Origin of the sequence: Streptomyces sp. NPDC005423, assembly GCF_040606415.1 — a bacterium.
GTDB lineage: Bacteria > Actinomycetota > Actinomycetes > Streptomycetales > Streptomycetaceae > Streptomyces.
Genome location: NZ_JBEXET010000003.1, coordinates 164,658 through 187,685 on the forward strand (window position 1 = coordinate 164,658; position 23,028 = coordinate 187,685).

24 protein-coding genes are annotated in these 23,028 nt (G+C 71.3%); 14 read left to right on the forward strand and 10 right to left on the reverse strand.

Going from position 1 to position 23,028, the window contains the following annotated elements; all coding sequences use genetic code 11:
• Window positions 1–106 precede the first annotated feature (106 nt).
• The 8 genes from ABZT12_RS07025 (at window position 107) to ABZT12_RS07060 (ending at window position 9,345) form a co-directional block, all read left to right on the forward strand.
• Complete coding sequence (locus tag ABZT12_RS07025; RefSeq protein WP_356378534.1) at window positions 107–1,144, forward strand: BMP family ABC transporter substrate-binding protein; 1,038 nt, start codon at window positions 107–109, stop codon at window positions 1,142–1,144.
• A 465-nt stretch (window positions 1,145–1,609) separates the two neighbouring features.
• Window positions 1,610–2,665, forward strand: coding sequence for a BMP family ABC transporter substrate-binding protein (locus ABZT12_RS07030; RefSeq protein WP_356378537.1), 1,056 nt, complete (start codon window positions 1,610–1,612; stop codon window positions 2,663–2,665).
• 228 nt (window positions 2,666–2,893) lie between these two features.
• On the forward strand, window positions 2,894–4,513 hold the full coding sequence (locus ABZT12_RS07035) for an ABC transporter ATP-binding protein (protein WP_356379033.1): 1,620 nt from the start codon (window positions 2,894–2,896) through the stop codon (window positions 4,511–4,513).
• Window positions 4,510–5,637 (forward strand): ABC transporter permease, encoded by a 1,128-nt coding sequence (locus tag ABZT12_RS07040; RefSeq protein WP_356378540.1) that lies wholly within the window; start codon window positions 4,510–4,512, stop codon window positions 5,635–5,637. The genes ABZT12_RS07035 and ABZT12_RS07040 overlap by 4 nt, the downstream gene beginning before the upstream one ends.
• On the forward strand, window positions 5,634–6,896 hold the full coding sequence (locus ABZT12_RS07045; RefSeq protein WP_356378544.1) for an ABC transporter permease: 1,263 nt from the start codon (window positions 5,634–5,636) through the stop codon (window positions 6,894–6,896). The genes ABZT12_RS07040 and ABZT12_RS07045 overlap by 4 nt, the downstream gene beginning before the upstream one ends.
• A complete protein-coding gene (locus tag ABZT12_RS07050; protein ID WP_356378547.1) occupies window positions 6,893–7,303 on the forward strand; it encodes a cytidine deaminase in 411 nt (136 codons plus the stop codon). Before ABZT12_RS07045 ends, ABZT12_RS07050 begins: the two co-directional genes overlap by 4 nt.
• 77 nt (window positions 7,304–7,380) lie before the next feature.
• Window positions 7,381–8,664, forward strand: a complete 1,284-nt coding sequence (locus ABZT12_RS07055) for a thymidine phosphorylase (protein WP_356378550.1) — start codon at window positions 7,381–7,383, stop codon at window positions 8,662–8,664.
• Between the two features lie 96 nt (window positions 8,665–8,760).
• Window positions 8,761–9,345 carry a Uma2 family endonuclease gene (locus tag ABZT12_RS07060; protein WP_356378553.1) on the forward strand — a complete coding sequence of 195 codons (585 nt, stop codon included), beginning with the start codon at window positions 8,761–8,763 and terminating at the stop codon, window positions 9,343–9,345.
• A 1-nt stretch (window position 9,346) separates the two neighbouring features.
• Here ABZT12_RS07060 and ABZT12_RS07065 read toward each other — a convergent pair whose 3' ends face one another.
• Window positions 9,347–10,267, reverse strand: coding sequence for an AEC family transporter (locus ABZT12_RS07065; protein ID WP_356378556.1), 921 nt, complete (start codon window positions 10,265–10,267; stop codon window positions 9,347–9,349).
• 119 nt (window positions 10,268–10,386) lie between these two features.
• Between ABZT12_RS07065 and ABZT12_RS07070 the strand changes: the two genes are divergently transcribed.
• On the forward strand, window positions 10,387–10,773 hold the full coding sequence (locus ABZT12_RS07070; protein WP_356378559.1) for an STAS domain-containing protein: 387 nt from the start codon (window positions 10,387–10,389) through the stop codon (window positions 10,771–10,773).
• Here the strand turns inward: ABZT12_RS07070 and ABZT12_RS07075 are convergent.
• Both ABZT12_RS07075 and ABZT12_RS07080 read right to left on the reverse strand, forming a co-directional pair.
• Window positions 10,657–11,670, reverse strand: a complete 1,014-nt coding sequence (locus tag ABZT12_RS07075) for a sigma-70 family RNA polymerase sigma factor (RefSeq protein ID WP_356378561.1) — start codon at window positions 11,668–11,670, stop codon at window positions 10,657–10,659. The genes ABZT12_RS07070 and ABZT12_RS07075 overlap by 117 nt on opposite strands.
• A 144-nt stretch (window positions 11,671–11,814) precedes the next feature.
• Window positions 11,815–13,107: an MFS transporter gene (locus ABZT12_RS07080; protein ID WP_356378564.1), complete on the reverse strand. Its 1,293-nt coding sequence runs from the start codon at window positions 13,105–13,107 to the stop codon at window positions 11,815–11,817.
• Window positions 13,108–13,170: 63 nt separating this feature from the next.
• Here ABZT12_RS07080 and ABZT12_RS07085 point away from each other — a divergent pair, with 63 nt between their 5' ends.
• Window positions 13,171–14,124, forward strand: coding sequence for a LysR substrate-binding domain-containing protein (locus ABZT12_RS07085; RefSeq protein ID WP_356378567.1), 954 nt, complete (start codon window positions 13,171–13,173; stop codon window positions 14,122–14,124).
• A gap of 2 nt (window positions 14,125–14,126) precedes the next feature.
• Here ABZT12_RS07085 and ABZT12_RS07090 read toward each other — a convergent pair whose 3' ends face one another.
• Window positions 14,127–14,888 (reverse strand): prolyl oligopeptidase family serine peptidase, encoded by a 762-nt coding sequence (locus tag ABZT12_RS07090; RefSeq protein ID WP_356378570.1) that lies wholly within the window; start codon window positions 14,886–14,888, stop codon window positions 14,127–14,129.
• A gap of 112 nt (window positions 14,889–15,000) precedes the next feature.
• Between ABZT12_RS07090 and ABZT12_RS07095 the strand changes: the two genes are divergently transcribed.
• Both ABZT12_RS07095 and ABZT12_RS07100 read left to right on the forward strand, forming a co-directional pair.
• Entirely contained in the window at window positions 15,001–16,149 is a 1,149-nt protein-coding gene (locus ABZT12_RS07095; RefSeq protein ID WP_356378574.1) for an adenosine deaminase, read from the forward strand.
• A 136-nt stretch (window positions 16,150–16,285) separates the two neighbouring features.
• Entirely contained in the window at window positions 16,286–16,639 is a 354-nt protein-coding gene (locus tag ABZT12_RS07100) for an ATP-binding protein (protein ID WP_356378577.1), read from the forward strand.
• Window positions 16,640–16,719: 80 nt separating this feature from the next.
• On the opposite strand, the gene ABZT12_RS07105 is transcribed toward ABZT12_RS07100, so the two are convergent.
• The 5 genes from ABZT12_RS07105 to afsQ1 all read right to left on the reverse strand — a co-directional run bounded on the left by ABZT12_RS07105 (window position 16,720) and on the right by afsQ1 (window position 20,623).
• Entirely contained in the window at window positions 16,720–16,923 is a 204-nt protein-coding gene (locus tag ABZT12_RS07105) for a PspC domain-containing protein (RefSeq protein WP_356378580.1), read from the reverse strand.
• 100 nt (window positions 16,924–17,023) lie between these two features.
• A complete protein-coding gene (locus ABZT12_RS07110) occupies window positions 17,024–17,611 on the reverse strand; it encodes a VanZ family protein (protein ID WP_356378583.1) in 588 nt (195 codons plus the stop codon).
• A 104-nt stretch (window positions 17,612–17,715) separates the two neighbouring features.
• Window positions 17,716–18,363, reverse strand: a complete 648-nt coding sequence (locus ABZT12_RS07115; protein WP_356378586.1) for a hypothetical protein — start codon at window positions 18,361–18,363, stop codon at window positions 17,716–17,718.
• Entirely contained in the window at window positions 18,360–19,949 is a 1,590-nt protein-coding gene (locus ABZT12_RS07120; RefSeq protein ID WP_356378589.1) for a HAMP domain-containing sensor histidine kinase, read from the reverse strand. The genes ABZT12_RS07115 and ABZT12_RS07120 overlap by 4 nt, the downstream gene beginning before the upstream one ends.
• A complete protein-coding gene (gene afsQ1, locus ABZT12_RS07125; protein ID WP_356378592.1) occupies window positions 19,946–20,623 on the reverse strand; it encodes a two-component system response regulator AfsQ1 in 678 nt (225 codons plus the stop codon). Before afsQ1 ends, ABZT12_RS07120 begins: the two co-directional genes overlap by 4 nt.
• 242 nt (window positions 20,624–20,865) lie before the next feature.
• Here afsQ1 and ABZT12_RS07130 point away from each other — a divergent pair, with 242 nt between their 5' ends.
• Window positions 20,866–21,639 carry a SigE family RNA polymerase sigma factor gene (locus tag ABZT12_RS07130; protein ID WP_356378594.1) on the forward strand — a complete coding sequence of 258 codons (774 nt, stop codon included), beginning with the start codon at window positions 20,866–20,868 and terminating at the stop codon, window positions 21,637–21,639.
• 143 nt (window positions 21,640–21,782) lie between these two features.
• Here ABZT12_RS07130 and ABZT12_RS07135 read toward each other — a convergent pair whose 3' ends face one another.
• Window positions 21,783–22,424, reverse strand: a complete 642-nt coding sequence (locus ABZT12_RS07135) for a uridine kinase (RefSeq protein WP_356378596.1) — start codon at window positions 22,422–22,424, stop codon at window positions 21,783–21,785.
• Between the two features lie 128 nt (window positions 22,425–22,552).
• Between ABZT12_RS07135 and ABZT12_RS07140 the strand changes: the two genes are divergently transcribed.
• On the forward strand, window positions 22,553–22,957 hold the full coding sequence (locus tag ABZT12_RS07140; protein ID WP_356378599.1) for a hypothetical protein: 405 nt from the start codon (window positions 22,553–22,555) through the stop codon (window positions 22,955–22,957).
• Window positions 22,958–23,028: the final 71 nt, after the last annotated feature.

Genomic DNA, 23,028 nt, shown 5'->3' on the forward strand with positions numbered 1-23,028 from the left:
ACCAGAATCGGCGCAATGGGGAAGCGGGCCGGCGACGGTGCCGTGGGGACGAAGGGTGCTTGCTGTGCGTCAGACCTCTCGGAGAATCGGATTCTCCCAAGCCGCGGTGGCCGTCACGGTCATCGCCCTCGCGGCCACCGCCTGCGGCGGCTCCAGCAAGGACGCGGGCACGAGTGACAGCTCGTCGTCCTCCTCCGGCTCGTACAGCGGCAAGGGCATCGGCCTCGCCTACGACGTCGGCGGCAAGGGCGACCAGTCCTTCAACGACGCCGCCTACGCCGGTCTGCAGAAGGCCGAGAAGGAGTTCAAGCTCAGCGGCCGGGACATCGAGCCCCAGGACAACGAGTCCGACGCCGACAAGGTGCAGCGCCTCGAACAGCTCGCCCAGGCCGGCTACAACCCCGTGATCGGTGTCGGCTTCGCCTACGCGCCCGCCGTCAAGGAGGCCGCCGCGAAGTTCCCGAAGATCACCTTCGGCATCATCGACGACGAGACGATCAAGGCCGACAACGTGGCCGACCTCGTCTTCCACGAGGAGCAGTCCTCGTACCTGGCCGGCGTGGCCGCCGCCAAGGCGACCAAGAAGAACCACATCGGCTTCATCGGCGGCGTCGACGTACCGCTGATCCACAAGTTCGAGGCCGGCTTCGACCAGGGCGCCAAGTCCGTCAAGCCGGGCATCAAGATCGAGTCGCAGTACCTGACGCAGACTCCCGCGGAGGGCGGATTCGCGAGCCCCGACAAGGGCAGGGACGCAGCAAGCGGCCAGATCGACGCCGGCGCGGACGTCCTCTACGCCGCCGCCGGCCTCTCCGGCCAGGGCGTGATCTCCGAGGCCTCCGCCAAGAAGGTGTGGGCCATCGGGGTGGACTCCGACCAGTACAAGCAGTCGGCGCTCGCCAAATACAAGGACGTCATCCTCGGCTCGGCGCTGAAGAACGTCGGCGGTGCCGTGTACGACCTGGTCAAGTCGGTCTACAACGGCGACCCCAAGACCGGCACGGTCCGCTACGGCCTCGACAACGACGGCGTCGGCTTCGCCGACTCCAACCCGAAGTACCAGGCCATGACCGCCGCCGTCGCCGCGGTGGACAAGGCGAAGCAGGACATCGTGGCCGGCAAGATCACCGTCAACACGAAGTAGCCCAGCGGCCCCCGGGCCCCGGGCCCTGGTCCCGCCGCCCGCCGGGCCGACGAGGACCCGTCCCCGGCGGCCGTACGGCCCGTGGCCCTCTCGGGCACCCGCTCGCACGTCCGCTCGGCCCGCCCGCCGCTCTGTCGCCGGGGCGCCCACCTGGTTCCGCCGGGTGGGCGCCCCGGCGCCTTGCGGTGGGGCGGCTCGCGGTGCGGCGGCTCGCTGCGGAGACCGGTGCGGACCGCGCGGCCCACCCGCGAGGCGGACGACGGGAAATCGGCGGAATCCGGTGGAATCCGACCTCAATGCCTTGCCCGCCGCAAGGGGTGTGTCGCTCTCCGTGCGCTGCGCCCGGGCTGCGGCCACATCTCGGTAACGGACCGGACAGAAGGGGTTTTCCGTCTGGTCTACGCGCGTTACGCTGCGGCGGAACCAGCGCCTGGCTTGGGCGCTTGCACGAAGGAGTGTCGTTCCATGCGCCGGGTGTCCCGTATCGCGGTTGCAGGCGTTGCAACCGCAGCTCTTGCCGTAACCGTCTCCGCCTGTGGCAGCTCGTCGAGCGAGTCCACGAGCAGCGGCAGCGGCGGCTCTTCCAAGGGTATTGGTCTCGCTTACGACGTCGGCGGCAAGGGTGACCAGTCCTTCAACGACGCCGCGTACGCCGGTTTCACCAAGGCCGAGAAGGCGTTCAGCGTCAGCGGCCGTGACGTCGAGCCGCAGGACGGCGAGTCGGACGCGGACAAGGTCCAGCGCCTGGAGACGCTCGCCAAGGCCGGCTACAACCCGGTGGTCGGTGTCGGTTACGCCTACGCCCCCGCCGTGAAGGAAGCCGCCGCGAAGTTCCCGAAGATCACCTTCGGCATCATCGACGACAACACCATCACGGCCGACAACGTCGCCGACATGGTCTTCCACGAGGAGCAGTCCTCCTACCTGGCCGGCGTCACCGCCGCCCTGACCACGAAGTCCAACACCGTCGGCTTCGTCGGCGGCGTGGACGTCCCGCTGATCCACAAGTTCGAGGCCGGCTTCGAGCAGGGCGTCAAGGACACCAAGAAGAGCGTCAAGGTCAAGTCGCAGTACCTGACCGAGACCGCGGCCGAAGGCGGCTTCTCCAGCCCCGACAAGGGCGAGAGCGCCGCCGAGGGCCAGATCGAGGGCGGTGCCGACGTGGTCTACGCCGCCGCCGGCCTCTCCGGCCAGGGCGTCATCAAGGCCGCCGCCGCGCACAAGGTGTGGGCGATCGGCGTGGACTCCGACCAGTACAGCCAGTCGGCGCTGGCGAAGTACAAGGCGTCCATCCTCACCTCGGCGCTGAAGAACGTCGAGGGCGCGGTGTACGACCTCGCCCAGTCCGTCCTCAAGGACAAGAAGCCGCTGAGCGGCGAGATCCGCGGCTCGCTGAGCAACGGTGGCGTGGGCCTGGCCGACTCCAACCCGACGTTCAAGAACAACACCGCCCTCCAGGCCGCGCTGAAGAAGGCCGAGGCCGGCATCAAGGACGGCTCGATCACGGTCAAGACCTCCTGACCTCGCGGTAGGGCCCGGAGGACTTCCGGGCCGGTGGGGAGCCTGGCCGAAAGGGCGCCGCAACGGCGGCGTCACGGCGGCGGAACGGGGTGTGGGGAGGATGGCTCGCCGCACCCCGTTCGCGCGGCACAATGCTCGGAACGGATCGAGTCCGATCGGGTTCGAGCACTATGTAAAGCAGGGGCGCTACGCGCGTAGAGTGGCCCCTTTCCACGAGGAGAGTTCGCCATCGACGCGTCCAGCAGCCCTCCGCTCACCGCACAGTCGACCGCGGTCGAGCTGGCCGGGATCACCAAGCGCTTCCCCGGTGTCGTCGCCAACCACGACATCGACCTCAGTGTCCGGAAAGGCACCGTGCACGCCCTGGTCGGCGAGAACGGCGCCGGCAAGTCGACCCTGATGAAGATCCTCTACGGCATGCAGAAGCCGGACGAGGGCACCATCGCCGTCGACGGCGAGCAGGTCACCTTCTCGTCGCCCGCCGACGCCATCGCCCGCGGTATCGGAATGGTCCACCAGCACTTCATGCTCGCCGACAACCTCACCGTCCTGGAGAACGTCGCCCTGGGCAGCGAGAAGCTCTACGGCATCGGCGGCGGCGCCCGCAAGAAGATCAAGGAGCTCTCCGACCGCTACGGCCTGAACGTCCGCCCCGACGTCCTCGTCGAGAACCTCGGCGTCGCCGAGCGCCAGCGCGTGGAGATCCTCAAGGTCCTCTACCGCGGCGCCCGCACCCTGATCCTGGACGAACCCACCGCCGTCCTCGTGCCGCAGGAGGTCGACGCCCTCTTCAGCAACCTGCGCGAGCTGAAGTCCGAGGGCCTCGCGGTCATCTTCATCTCGCACAAGCTGGGCGAGGTGCTGTCGGTCGCCGACGAGATCACCGTCATCCGGCGCGGTACGACGGTCGGCACCGCCGTCCCCGCCGAGACGACCTCCCGGCAGCTCGCCGAGATGATGGTCGGCAGCGAACTGCCCACCCCCGAGACCGCGGAGTCCACCGTCACCGACCGCCCGGTGATCACCGTCGACAAGCTGCGGCTGGAGGCCGAGGGCGGCCGGGCCGTCCTCGACGACATCACCTTCACCATCCACGCGGGCGAGGTGCTGGGCCTCGCCGGCGTCGAGGGCAACGGCCAGACCGAGCTGATCGAGGCGCTCATCGGCCTCAAGGGTGCCGACTCCGGCACCATCGCGCTGGCCGAGGAGGAGATCACCCCCTGGGCCACCCGCAGGCGCCGCGAGGCCGGCATCGGCTACATCCCAGAGGACCGCCACCGCCACGGCCTCCTGCTGGAAGCCCCGCTGTGGGAGAACCGCATCCTCGGCCACGTCACCGAGCGCCCCAACGCCAAGGGCGTCTGGCTCGACCCGAAGGGCGCCCAGGAGGACACCCGCCGGATCGTCCGGGAGTACGACGTCCGCACCCCCGGTATCGACGTCACCGCCGCCTCCCTCTCCGGCGGCAACCAGCAGAAGCTGATCGTCGGCCGGGAGATGAGCCACCGGCCGAAGTTCCTGATCGCCGCCCACCCCACCCGCGGTGTGGACGTCGGCGCCCAGGCGCAGATCTGGGACCAGATCCGCGAGGCCCGCCGCGAGGGCCTGGCCGTGCTGCTGATCTCCGCCGACCTGGACGAGCTGATCGGCCTCTCCGACACCCTGCGGGTGATCTACAACGGCAGGCTGGTCGCCGACGCGGACCCGGCCACCATCACGCCGGAGGAGCTCGGTTCGGCGATGACCGGCGCCGCGTCCGGTCACCTTGAGCACGTCGAGGAAGAAGACGTCGCAGAGCGCGCCGCGGAGCGCGCGGACGACACCGCCCCGGAGGACGAGGCCCGATGAAGAAGTTCGACAAGGAGCGGCTGCTCCTCGCCGTGGCCGGCCCGGTCATGGCACTCGTCGCGGCAATCCTGCTGACCTCGGTCGTGCTGCTCGCCTCGGGCAAGAACCCGATCGAGCCGTATCAGCTGATGCTTCAGCAGATCGGGTACTCCGACATCCAGGTGCTGATCCTCAACCAGGCGTCGATGTACTACATCGCCGCCCTGGCGGTCGCCCTCGGCTTCCGGATGAACCTGTTCAACATCGGTGTCGACGGCCAGTACCGCCTCGGCGCCGTGATGACCGCCGTGGTCGGCGCGCACGTGGCGCTGCCCGCCGTCCTCCAGATTCCGCTGCTGCTCCTGGTCGCGGTCCTCACCGGCGCCTTCTGGGCCGGCATCGCCGGTGTCCTCAAGGTCACCCGGGGCGTCAGCGAGGTCGTCGCGACGATCATGCTCAACGCGATCGCCACCAGCCTGATCCTCTACCTCACCCAGACCGACACCTGGGGCGTGCAGGTCGGCAACAACATGACGACCGGCATCATGAAGAAGTCCGGCTGGATCCCGGGCATCGACCTCGGCGCGGACACCGGCGAGATCTACGGCCTCGTCTTCCTCGCCGTACTCATGGGCATCCTGTACTGGCTGGTCCTCAACCGCACCCGCTTCGGCTTCGACCTGCGGGCCACCGGCGAGTCCGAGACCGCCGCCGCGGCCTCCGGCGTCGACGCCAAGCGCATGACGCTCACCGCGATGCTGATCTCCGGCGGGGTCGCCGGCCTCGCCGGTCTGCCGCTGCTGCTCGGCGACAGCCACACCTACAGCCTCACCTTCCCCGAGGGCCTCGGCTTCACCGCCATCGGCATCGCCCTCCTCGGCCGCAACAACCCCGGCGGCATCGCCCTCGCCGCCCTGCTCTGGGCCTTCCTCGACAAGGCATCGCCCGCCCTCGACTACGCGACCCCGGTGGCGTACGAGAAGGAGATCGCGACGATCATGCAGGGCCTGATCGTCTTCGCGGTCGTCATCTCCTACGAGGTGGTCCGCACCTGGGGCCTGCGCCGCCAGCAGAAGCGCGTCGGCGAGGAACTCGCCGCGGCGGCCCACAACAACTCCGAGAAGAAGGAGGTGGCGGCCCGATGAGCACCGCGACCATCGCCAAGCCGCAGGCGAAGCAGCCCGGCAGGGGCGGCCGCCGCGTCTCGCTCCCCGTGCTCCTGCTGATCATCGCGGGCGCCCTGATCCTCACCTCGGTCGTCCGGCTGATCACCGGGGCGGACGGCATCACGTCCACCGGGCAGATGTCGACGGCCCTGCGCGCCGCCGTACCGATCGGTCTCGCCGGCCTCGGCGGTCTCTGGGCCGAGCGGGCGGGCGTCGTCAACATCGGCCTCGAAGGCATGATGATCCTCGGCACCTGGTTCGGCGCCTGGGCCGGCTACCAGTGGGGGCCGTGGACCGGTGTCGTGTTCGGCATCGTCGGCGGCTGCCTCGGCGCCGTCCTGCATGCCATCGCCACCGTGACGTTCAACGTCAACCACATCGTCTCCGGTGTCGCCATCAACATCCTGGCGCTGGGGGTCACCCGCTATCTGTCGAAGTTCACCTTCGCCGACACCGCCGAGGGCTCCGCCAAGCAGTCCCCGCCGATCGACTCGCTCGGCAGCTTCGACATCCCCGGACTCTCCGGCTGGCTGGACACCCTCAACCAGAAACACTGGTTCCTCGTCTCCGACATCGCCGGACTCGTCGGCGGTCTGGTGACCAACCTGTCGCCGCTCACCGTCATCGCGGTGGCCCTCGTACCGGCCACCTGGTGGGTGCTGTGGCGCACCGCCTTCGGGCTGCGGCTGCGCTCCTGCGGCGAGAACCCGGTGGCGGCCGAGTCCCTCGGCGTCAACGTCTACAAGTACAAGTACATCGCGGTGATCATCTCCGGCGGCTTCGCCGGCCTCGGCGGCGCGTTCCTGTCGATCGTGGCGTCCAACGTCTACCTCGACGGCCAGACCGGCGGGCGCGGCTACATCGGCCTCGCGTCGATGATCTTCGGTAACTGGATGCCGGGCGGACTCGCCCTCGGCGCGGGCCTGTTCGGCTACACCGACAGCCTCAACCTGCGCGGCGGCGCGACCAACGTGCACGCGCTGATCCTGCTCCTCGGCTTCCTGCTCGTCGTCGGCGTCGCCTACCTCGCGTGGAGGAAGCGGTACGTCGCCGCCGCCGTCACCGCGGCCGTCGCCGCCCTGATGTTCGTCTGGTACGCCACCACGGACCAGGTCCCCACCCAACTGGTGGGCGCCAGCCCGTACATCGTCACCCTGCTGGTGCTCTCGCTCTCCGCGCAGCACCTGCGGATGCCGAAGGCGGACGGTCTGCCGTACCGGAAGGGGCAGGGCTCGTGACGCCGCCCGCCACCGGTCCGGCCGTGGACTGGGACCAGCTGCGGGCCGAGGCGCGGGAGGCGATGGCCCACGCGTACGCGCCGTACTCGGGCTACCCCGTCGGGGTCGCCGCCCGGGTCGACGACGGACGCACGGTCACCGGCTGCAACGTCGAGAACGCCTCCTACGGGCTCGGCCTGTGCGCCGAGTGCGGCCTCGTCTCGCACCTCCAGCGCACCGGGGGCGGCCGGCTGACGCACTTCACCTGCGTCGACGGCAAGGGCGACATCCTCGTCCCGTGCGGCCGCTGCCGGCAGCTGCTCTACGAGTTCGGCGGCGCCGGGCTGCTGGTGGAGACACCGGCGGGCGTCCTGCCGCTCTCGGAGATGCTCCCGCAGGCCTTCGGACCGGACCATCTCACCAAGTAACTCCCGTACGGCCCCTTTGAGTTGTCCGTACCACTCAGAGGGGCCGCGCGATTTTCTGAACGTTCGGAAGGAAAGCCATGGCCATGGACGCCATCTCCGTCATCCGCACCAAGCGGGACCGCGGCGAACTCAGCGACGAGCAGATCGACTGGGTCATCGACGCTTACACCCGCGGGGAGGTGGCCGACTACCAGATGGCCGCCCTCAACATGGCGATCCTGCTCAACGGCATGAACCGCGGCGAGATCGCCCGCTGGACCGCCGCGATGATCGCCTCTGGTGAGCGCATGGACTTCTCGGCGCTCTCCCGCCCCACCGCCGACAAGCACTCCACGGGCGGCGTCGGCGACAAGATCACGCTGCCGCTGGCGCCCCTGGTGGCCGCGTGCGGCGCCGCCGTCCCGCAGCTGTCGGGCCGCGGCCTCGGCCACACCGGCGGCACCCTCGACAAGCTGGAGTCGATCCCCGGCTGGCGCGCGCTGCTCTCCAACGAGGAGATGCTGCACGTCCTGGACACGACCGGCGCGGTGATCTGCGCGGCGGGCGACGGCCTGGCCCCCGCCGACAAGAAGCTGTACGCGCTGCGGGACGTCACCGGCACGGTCGAGGCGATCCCCCTGATCGCCTCCTCGATCATGTCCAAGAAGATCGCCGAGGGCACCGGCTCCCTCGTCCTGGACGTGAAGGTGGGCACGGGCGCCTTCATGAAGACCATCGAGGACGCCCGCGAGCTGGCGTCGACGATGGTCGGCCTGGGCACGGACCACGGCGTGCGGACCGTCGCGCTCCTGACGGACATGTCGACCCCGCTGGGCCTCACGGCCGGCAACGCCCTCGAAGTCCGGGAATCCGTCGAGGTGTTGGCCGGCGGCGGCCCCGCCGACGTGGTCGAGCTGACCATCGCGCTGGCCCGCGAGATGCTCGACGCGGCCGGCGTCAAGGACGCGGACCCGGCGAAGGCCCTGGCCGACGGTTCGGCGATGGACGTCTGGCGCCGCATGATCGCGGCCCAGGGCGGCGACCCGGACGCCGAACTGCCGGTCGCCCGCGAACAGCACGTCGTGACGGCCGCCGCCTCCGGCGTCCTCACCCGCCTCGACGCCTACGACATCGGCATCGCCGCCTGGCGCCTCGGCGCCGGCCGCGCCCGCAAGGAGGACCCGGTTCAGGCCGGCGCCGGCGTCGAACTCCACGCCAAGCCCGGCGACACGGTGACGGCCGGCCAGCCCCTCCTCACCCTCCACACGGACACCCCGGACCGCTTCCCGTACGCCCTGGAGGCGGTCGAGGGCTCCTACGACGTCGCCCCCGCGGGAACCGCCTTCACGGCCACCCCGGTGGTGCTGGAACGTATCGCCTGACCTGCGTTTCCCTCATTCGGGCGAACGGGACCGGTGGACTGCCACCGGTCCCGTTCGGCATGCTGGGATCGGTGACGTAGCGATAGGAGAACCGCCATGAGCGCACTCACCGTGAGCCACGACCCCGAGCAGAGCTGGGACGACCTCGTCCGGTTCTGGGAGGAGATGAAGTGGCCCGAGGGCAGCAAGGTGGAGATCATTGAGGGGATCATCACCGTGTCGCCTGCTCCTGCTGCCCGTCACAACGTGATCGCAGAACGTATCCACCGCCGCCTGTACTCGGTGATCTCCGAGGACTGGGGGGTCTACCAAACAATGGCTATCGCCGTGCCGTCCCGTTTGGGCATGCTCGTTCCGGACCTCGTGGTGGCCCCGGTCGCCCTGTGTGCCGACGCGGAAACCCACATCCCAGGCGCCCTGGCCGAACTCGTCGTCGAGGTCACCTCGAAGTCCAACGCCCGCGACGACCGGGTCAGCAAACCCGCCGCCTATGCCGCCGCGGGCATCCCGCTCTACCTCCTCGTCGACCGCTACGCACCCGGAAACCCGACGGTCACTCTCTACGGCGAGCCGAAGGGCGATGTCTACCAGGTCCTGAGCACGGTCAAGTTCGGCGAGACGATCAAGCTGCCCGCTCTCTTCGATCTCGCCCTCGACACCGGCGAGTTCCCCGAGGGCTGACTCACCCCAGCACCGCGGCCACCACCACCAGTACCGGTACCGACAGGATCGTCGAGAGAAGGACCGAGTCGCGGGCCAGGGACTCGGCGGTGCGGTAGCGGGCGGCGTAGGTGAAGAGGTTCTGGGCCGCGGGGAGGGCGGAGGTGACCACGACGTCCAGGAGCAGGGCGCCGTGCAGGCCGAAGACGCCGGCCGCCAGGGCCCAGGCGACCGCGGGCTGGCCCACCGATTTCAGGGCCACCGAGAGCAGGACCGGGTGACGGTCGGCGCCCCGGCCCGGCAGCGTGCTGCCGCACAGGGAGATGCCGAAGGCGAGCAGGACCGCCGGTACCGACATGTTGCCGATCAGGGTGAGCGGGTCCATGACCGGGCTCGGCACCCGCACGCCGGACGCCGACACCACGACCCCGGCGAGCGAGCCGACGGCGATCGGATTGCGCAGGGTCGTGAGCAGCCGTAGCCACAGCGGGCCCTTTCCGCCCTCGCCGGACAGGTCGAGGACCGTGAGCGCGAGGGGGGTGACCACCACGAGCTGGAACAGCAGCACCGGCGCCACGAGCGACCCGTCGCCCAGGACGTACACCGCGATCGGGATGCCGAGGTTGCCCGAGTTGACGTAGCTGGAGCAGAGCGCGCCGATCGTGGTGCGGCCCACGCCCCAGCGCCGGGCGACGCCGACCGCCACGAAGACGCCCGCCGTCGCCCCCGTGCTCAACGCCGTGACCAGCAGTCGGCTGGAGAAGACCACCGACAGGTCGGCCCGCGCGAGGGTGGTGAAGAGGAGTGCCGGCGACGCCACGTTGAAGGCGAGCTTCGTCAGGACGTCCCGGCCGTGCTCCCCGAGAGAACCGCGCCACCCGATCAGCCAGCCCACGGCGATGACGACCCCGATCACCGCGAAACCGGTCAACACCCCCTGCACGGCGCCTCCTTGACGGAGACAGAGACGGAGAAAGGGGCCGAGGCGCGGAAGCGGGCGCGGGGTATCCAGGGCGGTGCTGATCCGTGCGGCATACAGCAAACCTAGAGGTGTCCCTCTCGATGAGTTATGGCCGCCCGCCCGGTCTACCGGTCGTGGACGCCAAGACACCCGCCGTACTCGTGCCGGCCGGCCCCGTCACCCGGGCCGAGGTGACGGGGCTCTGTGCCGCGGTGCGGGCGCGGCTGGCGTCGACCGGGGCCCGGGTGGTGCTGGTCGAGGTCGCGGGGCCCGGACCGCCGGGGCTCGCCACCGTCGATCTGCTGGCGCGCTTGGAACTGGCCGCCCGGCGGTCCGGCGGCCGGATCCGGCTCCGCGAGTGCGGCCCCGAGTTAAGCGCCCTCCTGCGTCTGGTCGGCCTCCGCTTCGAGACGGAGCGGAACCCCGAACAGGGGGAACCAGCGCTCGGTGTCCAGGAAGAAGTGGAACCCGGTGAGCCGGCCCGCTGAGATCTCCAGCACCTGGACCGCCCACGGCGCGAAACCGCCCGCCTCCGGGTCCGGCTTGTACTGGGCGAAGCCCGGCATCCCGTTCACCCGGACCGGCAGCAGGCGCGAGCCCGCGCAGGCCGCGCCGAACGTCGTCATGAAGCCCGCGATGTCGTCGTGGCCGGTCAGCCAGAGGTCGAACGGCGGCATCGTCATGACGGCGTCCTCGTGCAGCAGCGCCGTCAGCGCCGCCATGTCGTACCCCTCGAAGGCCGCCACGTAGCGGTCCAGGAGCTTCTTCTGCTCCGCGTCGAGCGGATCGGAGACCTCCGCGCCGCCCGCCCGGTCGGCCCGCTCGGCGAGGGTCGCCCGGGCCCGCTGCAACGCGCTGTTGACCGACGCGACCGAGGTGCCGAGCAGCTCGGCGACCTCGCTCGCCCGCCAGGCCAGCACCTCGCGCAGGATGAGCACCGCCCGCTGCTTGGGCGGGAGTTGCTGGAGCGCGGCCATGAAGGCGAGCCGTACCGACTCCTTGGCGACCGCCGCCTCCGCCGGGTCGGTGACCGCCGGCAGCACGCGCGCGTCGGGGACGGGCTCCAGCCAGGTGTGGTCCGGGCGGGGCGCGAGCGTGGCCCGGGCGAGCGGGGTGGGGTCGCTCAGGTCGACCGGTCTGGCCCGCTTGTTGCCCGCGGAGAGCATGTCCAGGCAGACGTTGGTGGCGATCCGGTACAGCCAGGAACGCAGGCTGGAGCGGCCTTCGAACTTCTCGTGGTTCCGCCAGGCGCGGACCATGGTGTCCTGCACCGCGTCCTCCGCCTCGAAGGAGGAGCCGAGCATCCGGTAGCAGTACCCGGTCAGCTCGACCCGGTGTTTCTCCAGCCTGCTGTCGAGGTCCGTCGTCGCCGTGCCGTCGCTCATCGTCCACCCGCCCCTGTGGCCGTTCCTTTCGCGCGGCGCGTCTTCGCGCCCCACACCTCGGAAGCTACCGCAGGGGACTGACAATGGCCCCCGGAGCGGGGGATTGTGCAGGTCGGAGTGGGTGCGGACGGGTCCCGTCGGATGTCAGGACGAGCCGACGGAGGCCGCCGCGGCCGGCACCCTCCGCGCGGCCCGCGAGCCCAGCACGGTGATCGCCACGACGCCGAGGACCGCCAGGACGCCCACCCCGACCGTGCCGCTCCAGCCGCTCGCGTGGAAGGCCGTGGCACCGATGGTGCTGCCGGCGCTGGAGCCGATGTAGTAGGCGGACTGGTAGAGGGCGGAGGCCTGGGCGCGGCCGGTCGTGGCCGTCTTGCTGACCGACGAGGAGGCGACCGCGTGGCCCGCGAAGAAGCCCGCCGTGATCAGCACCAGCCCCAGCAGGATGAGCGGCAGCGCGTCGGCCAGCGAGACCAGCAGACCCGCCGCCGTCGTACCGCCCGCCAGGTAGAGGGCCCCGCGACGGCCGGTCCGGTCCACCAGGCGGCCCGCCGTGGACGCCGACACCGTACCGACCAGGTACACCAGGAAGATCGAGCCGACGATGCCCTGCGGGAGCGAGAAGGGCGCCTGGGTCAGGCGATAGCCGATCACCGTGTAGACGCCGCCGAACACCGTCATGAACAGCGCGCCGATCGCGTACAGCCGGCGCAGCAGCGGGTCGGCGAGGTGGTCGCGGACCGTGCGGGCCAGGACGCGCGGGCGCAGCGACCCGGGCCGGAAGTGCCGTGGGGCGGGGAGCAGCAGCCGGAAGGCGACCGCGCAGCCGACCGCGAGGAGGCCGATCACCGCGACGGCGGTCCGCCAGCCCCACTCCTGCGCGACCCAGCCGGTGATGACCCGGCCGCTCATCCCGCCGACGCTGTTGCCCGCCACGAAGAGGCCGATCGCCGTGACCAGCGCCTTGGGGCGGACCTCTTCGGCGAGATACGCGGTCGCCGACGCGGGGAGCCCGGCGAGCGCGGCCCCCTGGAGGAACCGCAGCGCCACCAGCACACCCAGCGAGGGCGCGAAGGGCACCAGGATCCCGACGCCCACCGCGACCGCCAGCGAGGCGGTCATGACCGTACGGCGTCCGAACCGTTCCGACAGCGCGCTCATCGGGAGGACGAAGACGGCGAGTCCGCCGGTCGCCGCCGCCACCGTCCAGCTCGCCGCGCTCGCCGTGACCCCGAAGCCGGACGAGATCAGCGGCAGCAGGGCCTGGGTGGAGTAGAGGAGGGCGAAGGTCGCCACACCGGCGAGGAAGAGCGCGAAGCTCATCCGGCGATAGCCGGGACCGCCCGGCGTCAGCCGGGTGTCGGACGCGGGACCGGTGGCGGGAGCGGAGGGGGCGGCGGCCACGACGGTGGACGCCCCGGTATCGGCGGGAGGCATGCGTCGAAGCTACGTACGTGCCCGCTCATCCGTCCAATGCACGGAAACACCATAATCGTTCCCATGGAGCATCAGCAGAGGTCGCAGCCGCATCTGTCACCGCACGGTGACACAGAAGACATCGTCGCGCTGCTCGCGCCGCGCCTCGCGTACTTCGCCGGTGTCGCCCGCACCGAGCACGTCACACGGGCGGCGCGGGAGCTGCGGGTCCCGCAGTCCACGCTCTCCCGGGCCATGGTCCGGCTCGAACAGGACCTGGGCGTCGACCTGTTCGCGCGCCACGGCCGCACGGTCTCCCTCACGCCCGCCGGCCGCACCTTCCTCGTCTCCGTGGAACGCGCCCTCGCCGAGGTGGAGCGCGCCGCCGAGGAGGTGCGGGCCGACGCCGACCCGGCCGCCGGCAAGGTCGCCTTCGGCTTCCTGCACACCATGGGCTCCGAGACCGTCCCCGGCCTCATCCGCGCCTTCCGCGCCGATCATCCCCGCGTCCGCTTCAGCCTCGTGCAGAACTACGGCGAGGCGATGCTGGAGCGGCTCCGGGCCGGCGAACTCGACCTCTGCCTCACCTCGCCCGTCCCCGAAGCCCCCGACCTCGTCGCCCGCCGCCTCGACGAACAGCGGCTGCGCCTGGTCGTCCCCGCCGACCACCGTCTCGCCGACCGCAAGCGGGTCCGCCTGGCGGAGGCGGCCGAGGAGCCCTTCGTGACGCTGGAGCCGGGGTACGGGCTGCGCCGTATCACCGACGACCTCTGCAGGGAGGCGGGGTTCCGGCCGCGGGTCGCCTTCGAGGGGGAGGAGGCGGAGACCCTGCGCGGGCTGGTGGCGGCCGGCCTCGGTGTCGCCCTGCTGCCGCCACCCGCCGTACCCCGCCCGGGAGTTGCCGAACTGACGGTGACAGCCCCGCGCGCGGTGCGCGAGATCGGCGTGGCCTGGCTCGACGGCCGTCCCGACACCCCTCCGGTGGCGGCCTTCAAGAAGTTCCTGCTCTCCCGGCGGGGCAGCCTGCTGCCCGACTGAGGTCACCGCCGCAGCGACCGCCCGAACCCCGTGGCCAGCGGCATCCGCAGCCCCAGCGGCGGCGGTGCCTGCAACGCGTCCTCGACGGGTCGGGAGAACCCCCGCCCGCACAGCGCCCCCAGCACGAAGTCTTCGGTCAGCGCGTGCACTTCGTGCCGGTGCTGATACAACGCGTGTCCGTCGGAGTGCACTTCGAACCGGCACACGTCCCGGTTCGCCTTCTTCGCCCGGGCGGCCAGCCTGAACGACAGCTCGGGATCGTTCCGTTCGTCGTTGGTGCCGTGCACGATCAGCACCCGCCGCCCCGCCAGCTGCCGCACCGGTTCGGCCGGGGTCGCCACATCCTGCTCCGGCAGCCAGGGAGCCAGCGCCACCACGGAGTTGACGGCCTCGTGCCCGGCCGAGCGGAGGGCGGCCCGGGCCCCCATGTCGTACCCGAGGAGGCAGACGGTGACGTCCCCGTAGCGCCGTACGGCCTCGTCCGCCGCCCAGGAGGCGTCCTGCGCGAGATGCGCCTCGCCGCCGTTCCAGCCGCGGTAGCGGTAGTGCACGACGTGCGCGACGAGACCGTCGGCGCGGCCCGTGCGGGCGAGCCGGCGTCCCAACGCGCGGACGGAGGCCGTCGCCATCATGGGGGACGGACGGCGGACCGAGGACTCCTCGCCGCCCGGGAGCAGCAGGACCACCCCGCTCACCGACGTCGGTTCCGGGCCGAGCGCCCTCCCCAGCCGGGCCGTTCGGACCGGCAACGCTTGCTGTGCCATGACAGAACAGTGTCAGAAGCGGCGGTGTACGCCACCTGTCCGCTCGGTCACCGTTACATATCGACGGATTCGTACAGAGGGCTGTCTACGCGCGTAGGAGTAGAGTGCGGCCATGACGAGCCAGACCACGCACACCCCGGGCACGGACCAGATCCGCCGGGCACCGAAGGTCCTGCTGCACGACCACCTCGACGGAGGTCTGCGCCCCCGGACGATCGTCGAACTCGCCCGCGAGGCGGGCTACTCGGGGCTCCCGGAGACCGACCCCGACCAGCTCGGCCGCTGGTTCAGCGAAGCCGCCGACTCCGGTTCCCTAGAGCGGTACCTGGAGACCTTCTCGCACACGGTCGGCGTGATGCAGACCCGGGACGCGCTGATCCGGGTCGCCCGCGAGTGCGCCGAGGACCTCGCCGAGGACGGTGTCGTCTACGCCGAGGTGCGGTACGCGCCCGAACAGCACCTGGAGGGCGGCCTCACCCTCGAAGAGGTCGTCGAGTCCGTCAACGAGGGCTTCCGGCAAGGGGAGTCGCTCGCCCGGGAGAACGGTCACCGCATCCGCGTGGGCGCCCTGCTCACCGCCATGCGGCACGCGGCCCGCGCGCTGGAGATCGCCGAACTCGCCAACCGTTACCGCGACTTGGGCGTCGTCGGCTTCGACATCGCGGGCGCGGAGGCGGGTTACCCGCCCACCCGGCACCTCGACGCCTTCGAGTACCTGAAGCGCGAGAACAACCACTTCACCATCCACGCCGGCGAGGCCTTCGGGCTCCCGTCCATCTGGCAGGCCCTCCAGTGGTGCGGTGCCGACCGGCTCGGCCACGGAGTCCGCATCATCGACGACATCAAGGTCCGCGAGGACGGCTCCGTCGAACTCGGCCGGCTCGCCTCCTACGTCCGGGACAAGCGCATCCCGCTGGAGCTGTGCCCCAGCTCCAACCTCCAGACCGGCGCCGCCGACTCCTACGCGGAGCACCCCATCGGGCTGCTGCGCCGGCTGCACTTCCGGGCCACCGTGAACACGGACAACAGGCTGATGTCCCACACCAGCATGAGCCGCGAATTCGAGCACCTCGTCGAGGCGTTTGATTATTCGCTCGACGACATGCAGTGGTTCTCCGTCAATGCTATGAAGTCAGCATTCATTCCTTTCGATGAACGACTGGCGATGATCAATGACGTGATCAAGCCGGGATATGCCGAACTGAAATCCGAATGGCTGTTCCGCCACACCGCTTCCACCAGCGGTTCCATCTCGGAATAGGGCTGAACGGGGGACGCGGGCCGCGGTCGCGTGGGTATCGGCCGTCCGCTTTTCGATGTTTGCGGCGAGCGCCTGCGCGTGTTTACGGTCATGGACCGCTCACATCCCCGTCATCCCATTCAAGGACGCATTCACCATGAAGCAGTCTGCTGCCAAGACCCTCGGTGTCGCCGCCCTCGGCGCCGCCTTCGCCGCCGCCGGCGCGGGTGCCGCGAGTGCGGCTCCGGCGGTCCCCGACGCCTCCCAGGCGCTGAGCACCGTCACCCACACGCTGCCCGCCGAGAACGTCGCCAAGGCGCTGCCGGGGGCCGGCCAGGCGCTGGGCCAGGCGCAGCCCGCGGTCGGCGCCGGTCTCACCGCCGTGCAGCCGGCCGCCGAGCGGGTGCTCAGCGCGGGCCCCACCGCACCGGTGGGCAAACTCCTCGGCGGCCTGCCGTTGAAGGGCCTGCCCACCCACGGCCTCCCGGTGAACGGAATTCCGCTCGGCTGACCCCGCCCCCGCACCGCACGTGCCGGTGGGGCGCCCCGGAGAACCGGGGCGCCCCACCGGCGCGTCCGCGTCCGGCGGACCTACCAGGCTTCCGTGCGCACCTTGTCCTCGGACGGGAAGAGGATCCACAGCGCGATGTAGAGCAGGAACTGCGGGCCGGGCAACAGGCAGGAGACCAGGAAGATCACCCGCATCGTCGTCGCGGAGGTACCGAAGCGCCGTGCCAGCGCTGCGCAGACTCCGCCTATCACGCGGCCGTTGGTGGGGCGGGCAATGGCGGTCATATCTCTCGCGCTCCTCGTGTGTTCGGTCGTTCGCCGTGTCGGCACCGGCGGGCCCCGGCTCCGCGGTCCCGCGGGCGGGCGGCCGGTCCTCCAGCTGTCTTCAACGGTACGGGTCCGGAGCCAGCGGGGCGTCGGTCCAGGGGGCGAGGCCGACCCTGGGAATCGTCGGGGTCCGCCCCTGAGACGTTTCCTCCTGGAGGAGGGGAACCGGACCGTCCCTCTCCGCCCCGCGGCGGAGCCGGGCCCGGACGGCCGGTACGACCAGGGCGTGGGCCAGCGCCACACCCACCGTGTTCAGCAGCAGCGAGTCGACGTCCGCCACCCGGCCGGGCACCCCGGTCTGCCACAGCTCGATCCCCAGCGACAGCAGGGCGCCCGCCGCGGCCGTCCGGATCAGGGACGCCGGCGGTGACACGTGGAGGCGGCCGCCGACCATGGGGAGGAGGAAGCCCAGCGGCGCGAGCAGCGCGAGACCCTCACCGATCCGCCGGGCCGCCGCCGGGCCGCCCAGCGCCAGGTCGGCCCGGATCGTGGCCAGCGGGCGCAGGTTGGGCGGCTGCACCCAGGGAACGTCCAGGGGGCGCAGCGTGACCCAGGCGACGAACGCGAGATGTGCGACGAGGAGGACACCTCCCGTCACACGGATGCGGATCGCGGCGCTGCCGCCGATGGAGCCTTCACGCTGCACGCCCCACAAGACGCCCCGGTCGGCACGATCGGTTCCGGGACCGCACGGCTCAAGGAGATGTCGGTTGCGCCACACCCCGGCGCCACCGCCGCGCCCGGCCGGTGTCAGCCGTTGGTCACCCCGGTCGACGGCGGCTGCTTGCTGCCCGGCTGGTTGCGTACGTCGTCCGTGCACGCGTAACGGCGCAGCGGTGCCGGACCGGGGCCGCCCAGGATCACCGAGCCGTCGCCCTCGGCCGCCGCCGAGTCGGAGAACGTACAGACGATCTGGGCCAGCGCGTACGAGGTCAGTTCGGCCGGTGCGGTGCTGAGCCGCAGGGAGTCCTCGGGGTCACCGGCGCGCGGGCCGCTCACCGTCATGCCGCCGCGCACGTCCGTCGTGTAGCCGGCCGCCCGCTCGCCGGACGACGGGGACTCCGCGAGCTGGTCGAGGAGGCCCTGCCCGACGATCACCCGCCGCCGGGCGTCCGCCGTGCCGTCCGGTACCACCACCGAGCGGTCGACGGTCACCAGCGACGACCCGCACAGCAGGAACACCTGCACCGGCACCCCGCGCGAGGCCGGCGCCGAGACGTCCGGCCCGCTCAGCGTGCAGGGCACCCGGGACGGCGCGGCACCGAAGTCGGTGGGCACCTGCGTCGACCGGATGCCGCAGCCCGCCAGCAGCAGGCCGAGCAGACCCAGCAGCGGGAGCAGGGAGGAAGCCGTCGGCTGTCGTACGCCTCGCGCCTCCGGCCGGTTCCGTACGGTCATGGTGTGGTCCCCTCCGAGGCGTCGCCGGTCCCCTCGGCCCCGGTCCCGTCCTTGTCGGTCTCGTCGGCGTGGGCCGACGCGCCCAGCGGCAGACGGAGCGTGAACACCGCACCGCCTTCAGGGGAGTTGGCGGCGGTGATGGACCCGCCGTGGATGTGCGCGTTCTCCAGGGCGATGGAGAGGCCGAGGCCGCTGCCCTCGGAGCGGGGGCGGGAGGCGCTCGCCTTGTAGAACCGGTCGAAGACGTGCGGCAGGACGTCCTCGGGAATGCCCGGACCGTGGTCCCGCACCGCGATGACGAGGTGCTCGTCGGCCACACGTACCGAGACCCGTACCGGTGAGCCCCCGTGCTTGAGGGCGTTGCCGATGAGGTTGGCGAGGATCACGTCCAGGCGGCGCGGGTCGAGCCCCACCTGGATGCCGCGCTCGGCGTCCAGGTCCACCGCGTCCAGCCAGGCCCGGGCGTCCATGCACGCGGTGATCTGGTCGGCGATGTCCACGTCGTCGAGGACGAGCCGTGCCGTGCCCGCGTCGAAGCGGGTGACCTCCATCAGGTTCTCGACGAGGTCGCCGAGGCGGCGGGTCTCGCTCACCACCAGCCGTACGGCGGGCTCGATCATCGGGTCGACGCTGCCGGTCTCGGCGTCGAGCTCCTCCTCCAGCACCTCCACCACCGCGGTGATCGCGGTGAGCGGGGTGCGCAGCTCGTGCGACATGTCGGCGACGAACCGCCGGGAGGAGTCCTCACGGGCGGCCATGTCGGCGACCCGCTTCTCCAGGGCCTCCGCGGTCTGGTTGAACGTCCGTGACAGCTCGGCGAGTTCATCGGTGCCGGAGACCCGCAGCCGGGTGTCGAGCTTGCCCTCGCCGAGGCGCCGGGCGGCGATGCCCAGCCGGTGCACCGGCTTGAGGACGGTCGTCGCGGCGGCCTGCGCCAGCAGCGCGGAGCCGATCAGCGCGAGCCCGGTGGCGATCCCCAGCGACCAGGCGAGGGAGTTGAGGTCCTTCGCCTCCGGTTCGAGGGACTTGAGCGTGTAACCGGTCGGGCCGCCGCCGATCATCCGGGTACCGGCGACCAGGTAGGGCGAGCCGTGCTCGGTGACCCGCTGCCAGTACAGGTGGTAGGGCTCCTTGTTGCCGTCGGAGACCGGCTGCCGCCTGTTCACCGCCGTACGCAGCGACTTGGGCACGTCCTCCAGCGAGAAGCCGTTGAGACCGCCCGAATTGCCGTACACCGTCTTGCCGTTGGCGTCCTGGGCGACGAGCAGCACGCTGAAGCGCTGGCTGCTGTTCGCCATCTGGCCCGCGGTGCGCAGCAGTTCGTCCTGGGTCGGACGTGCCGGCAGCGCGCCCGCGCGGTTCTGCATCTCCTGCCGGAAGTCGCGCAGCACCGCGTCCTGGGCGCGGGTCAGCACGGCCTCACGGTTGAGCCAGTAGGCGATCCCGGACGCGGAGACCGCGGCGGTCAGCGCGACCAGCCCGAACACCACGACCAGCCGCAGCCGCAGGCTGGTGAACCGCAACCGCGACAGCGCTCCCTTACGACCCGGGGCCCAGCCGCGGATCCCCCCGTGCGCCTCGGTCACTGAGGCGTGTCCAGGCGGTACCCGACCCCGCGCACGGTGCGGATCAGCGTCGGGGACGACGGCACGTCCTCGACCTTGGCGCGCAGCCGCTGCACGCACGCGTCCACCAGCCGCGAGTCGCCGAGGTAGTCGTGCTCCCACACCAGACGCAGCAACTGCTGCCGGGACAGCGCCTGTCCGGGCCGCCGGCTCAGCTCCAGCAGCAACCGCAGCTCGGTGGGCGTGAGTTGGAGGTCCTCACCGTTCTTCGTCACGGTCATCGCCGCGCGGTCGATGGTGAGCGAGCCGAACTGCGCCGCGTCGTTGGCCTCCCGCTCCCCGCGCCGCAGCACGGCACGGATCCGGGCGTCCAGCACCCGGCCCTGCACGGGTTTGACGACATAGTCGTCGGCGCCGGACTCCAGGCCGACGACGATGTCGATGTCGTCGCTGCGCGCGGTCAGCAGAATGATGGGCAACTGGTCCGTGCGCCGGATGCGCCGGCACACCTCGAACCCGTCGATGCCCGGCAGCATCACATCCAGCACGATCAGGTCCGGCCGCTGCTCGCGCAGCAGCTTGAGACCGTCCTCACCGGTGGCAGCGGTGGCAACCCGGTGGCCCTGGCGCGTCAGAGAGAGCTCCAGGGCCGTACGGATGGCGTCGTCGTCCTCGATCAGCAACAGGGAAGGCACGGGGCTCATTCTGGCCCATGGAGTGGGTGTCGTACGACCTGTAGGCGCCCCGGTCGGAGAGAAACCTCGGTACCGCCACGTTCTGTGCATCCCTTGTGCGGTCTCTGTCGCCGGCCCCTGTGACAGGTCTGTGACAGTCGACGGACACGGTGATGAAGTGGCCCCGGCAGAGTTCTCGGCACAGGCGGGGAAGCACCACGGAACCAGCCGAACACCGGGAAGTCCACTACGGGGGGCGCGAGATGAGCACGCTGCACAGCACCAGCACCAACGCAGTCGTCACGCGTCTGCACGACGTCACCCGGGGTTCCGAGAAGTCCGGTGCCGACGGGAGTCCCTCCCGGGCGAGCGCCTTCGAGCGCGGGGGAGCGCGAGGGTGCGTTCGCGGCACCGGGCGTCAGCACACGTCGTACATGACGGTCGTTGACGCACACACGGGGGAGACACACGGGGGAAGCGCGTACGGGGAGGGCACGGGGGAGCGTCGTTCGCTGTCGGAGGTGGAGTTCACCGCCTACGTCAAGGAGCGCCGCGCCTCCCTGTACGCCACCGCCTACCACCTCACCGGCGACCGCTTCGAGGCCGAGGACCTGCTGCAGAGCGCGCTGTTCTCGACCTACCGGGCGTGGGACCGGATCAGTGACAAGGCGGCCGTCGGGGGTTACCTGCGGCGGACGATGACCAATCTGCACATCAGCGCGTGGCGCCGCCGCAAGCTGAACGAGTACCCGACCGAGGAGCTGCCGGAGACGGCCGGCGACACGGACGCGATGCGCGGCACCGAACTGCGCGCCGTCCTGTGGCAGGCGCTGGCCCGGCTGCCCGAACTCCAGCGCACCATGCTGGTCCTTCGTTACTACGAGGGCCGCACGGACCCGGAGATCGCGGAGATCCTCGACATCAGTGTCGGCACGGTGAAGTCCAGCATCTGGCGGTCGCTCCGCCGGATGCGCGAGGACGAGGTCCTCAGCTTCGGCCGTGACGAGGAGGACGCCTTCGGGGAGTTGGTCGCCTGAGGGTCGGGGGGAGCACGGGGGACCACGGGGGAGCGGTACCGGGGGGTGCCGACGGGGTCACGGGGGAAGCACCACGGGGGAACGGGGAGAGCGGGACCGGAGGGCCGGGGGGTCCGTCCAGTCCCGCTCTCTTCTGCGTGCCGTCAGCTGGTGGGGGTGGGAGCCGCCGCCGGGCGCCGCCCGACCGCCGCCGCGGCGAGCCGGCCCAGGGCCTCGTCCTTGTCGCAGGCGTGCGCGCCGAGCCCGGTCTGCCGGGCCACGATCGAGCGCTCCTGCCGCATCAGCCGCCAGCCGCGCCGCAACAGGAACGACACGGACTTACGGCCCTCCCTGAGATCCCGCAGGAAGCGGCGCCGGAAGGTGCGCACCGGGCCGCGGCTCAGGCACAGCGCGTCGGCGAGGACTCCCGACTCCCGACAGCGGGTGATGACTTCGGCGGCGAAGATGCCCTCCGCTATGAACAGCGGGGTCCGCCCGACGTCGACCGCCTCCGTGCCCGTACGGGCGCTCAGCGAGATGTCGTAGACCGGCACGTCCGTACGGCCCGTGCGGCACAGCTCGACGATCGCGGCGACCGCCACGTCCGCGTCCCAGGAGTCGGGGTGGTCCCAGTCGATGTCCGAACTCCCCGCCACCAGCGGCAGCGTCGGGTCGTCGCCCTCCTTGTAGAAGTCGTCGAGCCGCAGTACGGGCAGACCGGACCGGGCGGAGACGAGGGACTTGCCGGAACCCGAGGGGCCGCACAGCAGCACGACACGGGCCGCTGACGGGGAAAGGATGCTCACGGGACACCAGTTTGACGTATCCCGTACGTCCTGCCGACCCCGCGGGTCGACTTTGGAGCGCGCGTCACACCTCAACTACCCTTCGTGTCGATCCGATCACCCCGGCGCACCAGAAGGCGGCCCCCGCAATGGCACGACACGCGTCCCCCCACAGCCCCACCGCCCAGCGCGCCCTCATCGCCCTCGCGACCGCCGGAGTGGCCCTGGGCGCGGGCGCGGCGACGGCCTCCGCGGACACCGCCCCGGTGGTCGACGCGCTGCGTTCGAAGCCCACCTCGCTCGGCAACATCGACGCGCGGTCCGGCCTCAAGGCCCTCACCGGCACCGTCGGCTACGTCACCGGCCCGGTCGCGCACCTGAAGCCCAACCCGCTCGCGGGCACCGGCGTCGACCCCCTCGACAACGGCGTCGCCACCCAGCTCGCCGACTTCCAGCCGCTGGCCTCCCGGGCGCTGACGGGCCCGGTGGCGGAGGCGGAGTCGATCGGGAGCGTGCCGGTGGTGGGCCAGGTGGCGAAGGTCCTGGGCGGCTGACGGCGGCCCGGTCACGGCGGAGAGCCGCGCCCTCCCCGTACGGCGGGAGGACGCGGCTCTCCGGGCTTCAG

Excerpts from the sequence above, each read along its gene's own strand:
- ABZT12_RS07030 (WP_356378537.1), top strand. The coding sequence starts at position 1,610 with ATGCGCCGGGTGTCCCGTATCGCGGTTGCAGGCGTTGCAACCGCAGCT.
- ABZT12_RS07040 (WP_356378540.1), top strand. The coding sequence starts at position 4,510 with ATGAAGAAGTTCGACAAGGAGCGGCTGCTCCTCGCCGTGGCCGGCCCG.
- ABZT12_RS07045 (WP_356378544.1), top strand. The coding sequence starts at position 5,634 with ATGAGCACCGCGACCATCGCCAAGCCGCAGGCGAAGCAGCCCGGCAGG.
- ABZT12_RS07055 (WP_356378550.1), top strand. The coding sequence starts at position 7,381 with ATGGCCATGGACGCCATCTCCGTCATCCGCACCAAGCGGGACCGCGGC.
- ABZT12_RS07060 (WP_356378553.1), top strand. The coding sequence starts at position 8,761 with ATGAGCGCACTCACCGTGAGCCACGACCCCGAGCAGAGCTGGGACGAC.
- ABZT12_RS07070 (WP_356378559.1), top strand. The coding sequence starts at position 10,387 with ATGAGTTATGGCCGCCCGCCCGGTCTACCGGTCGTGGACGCCAAGACA.
- ABZT12_RS07075 (WP_356378561.1), bottom strand. The coding sequence starts at position 11,670 with ATGAGCGACGGCACGGCGACGACGGACCTCGACAGCAGGCTGGAGAAA.
- ABZT12_RS07080 (WP_356378564.1), bottom strand. The coding sequence starts at position 13,107 with ATGCCTCCCGCCGATACCGGGGCGTCCACCGTCGTGGCCGCCGCCCCC.
- ABZT12_RS07085 (WP_356378567.1), top strand. The coding sequence starts at position 13,171 with ATGGAGCATCAGCAGAGGTCGCAGCCGCATCTGTCACCGCACGGTGAC.
- ABZT12_RS07090 (WP_356378570.1), bottom strand. The coding sequence starts at position 14,888 with ATGGCACAGCAAGCGTTGCCGGTCCGAACGGCCCGGCTGGGGAGGGCG.
- ABZT12_RS07095 (WP_356378574.1), top strand. The coding sequence starts at position 15,001 with ATGACGAGCCAGACCACGCACACCCCGGGCACGGACCAGATCCGCCGG.
- ABZT12_RS07100 (WP_356378577.1), top strand. The coding sequence starts at position 16,286 with ATGAAGCAGTCTGCTGCCAAGACCCTCGGTGTCGCCGCCCTCGGCGCC.
- ABZT12_RS07105 (WP_356378580.1), bottom strand. The coding sequence starts at position 16,923 with ATGACCGCCATTGCCCGCCCCACCAACGGCCGCGTGATAGGCGGAGTC.
- ABZT12_RS07115 (WP_356378586.1), bottom strand. The coding sequence starts at position 18,363 with ATGACCGTACGGAACCGGCCGGAGGCGCGAGGCGTACGACAGCCGACG.
- ABZT12_RS07130 (WP_356378594.1), top strand. The coding sequence starts at position 20,866 with ATGAGCACGCTGCACAGCACCAGCACCAACGCAGTCGTCACGCGTCTG.
- ABZT12_RS07140 (WP_356378599.1), top strand. The coding sequence starts at position 22,553 with ATGGCACGACACGCGTCCCCCCACAGCCCCACCGCCCAGCGCGCCCTC.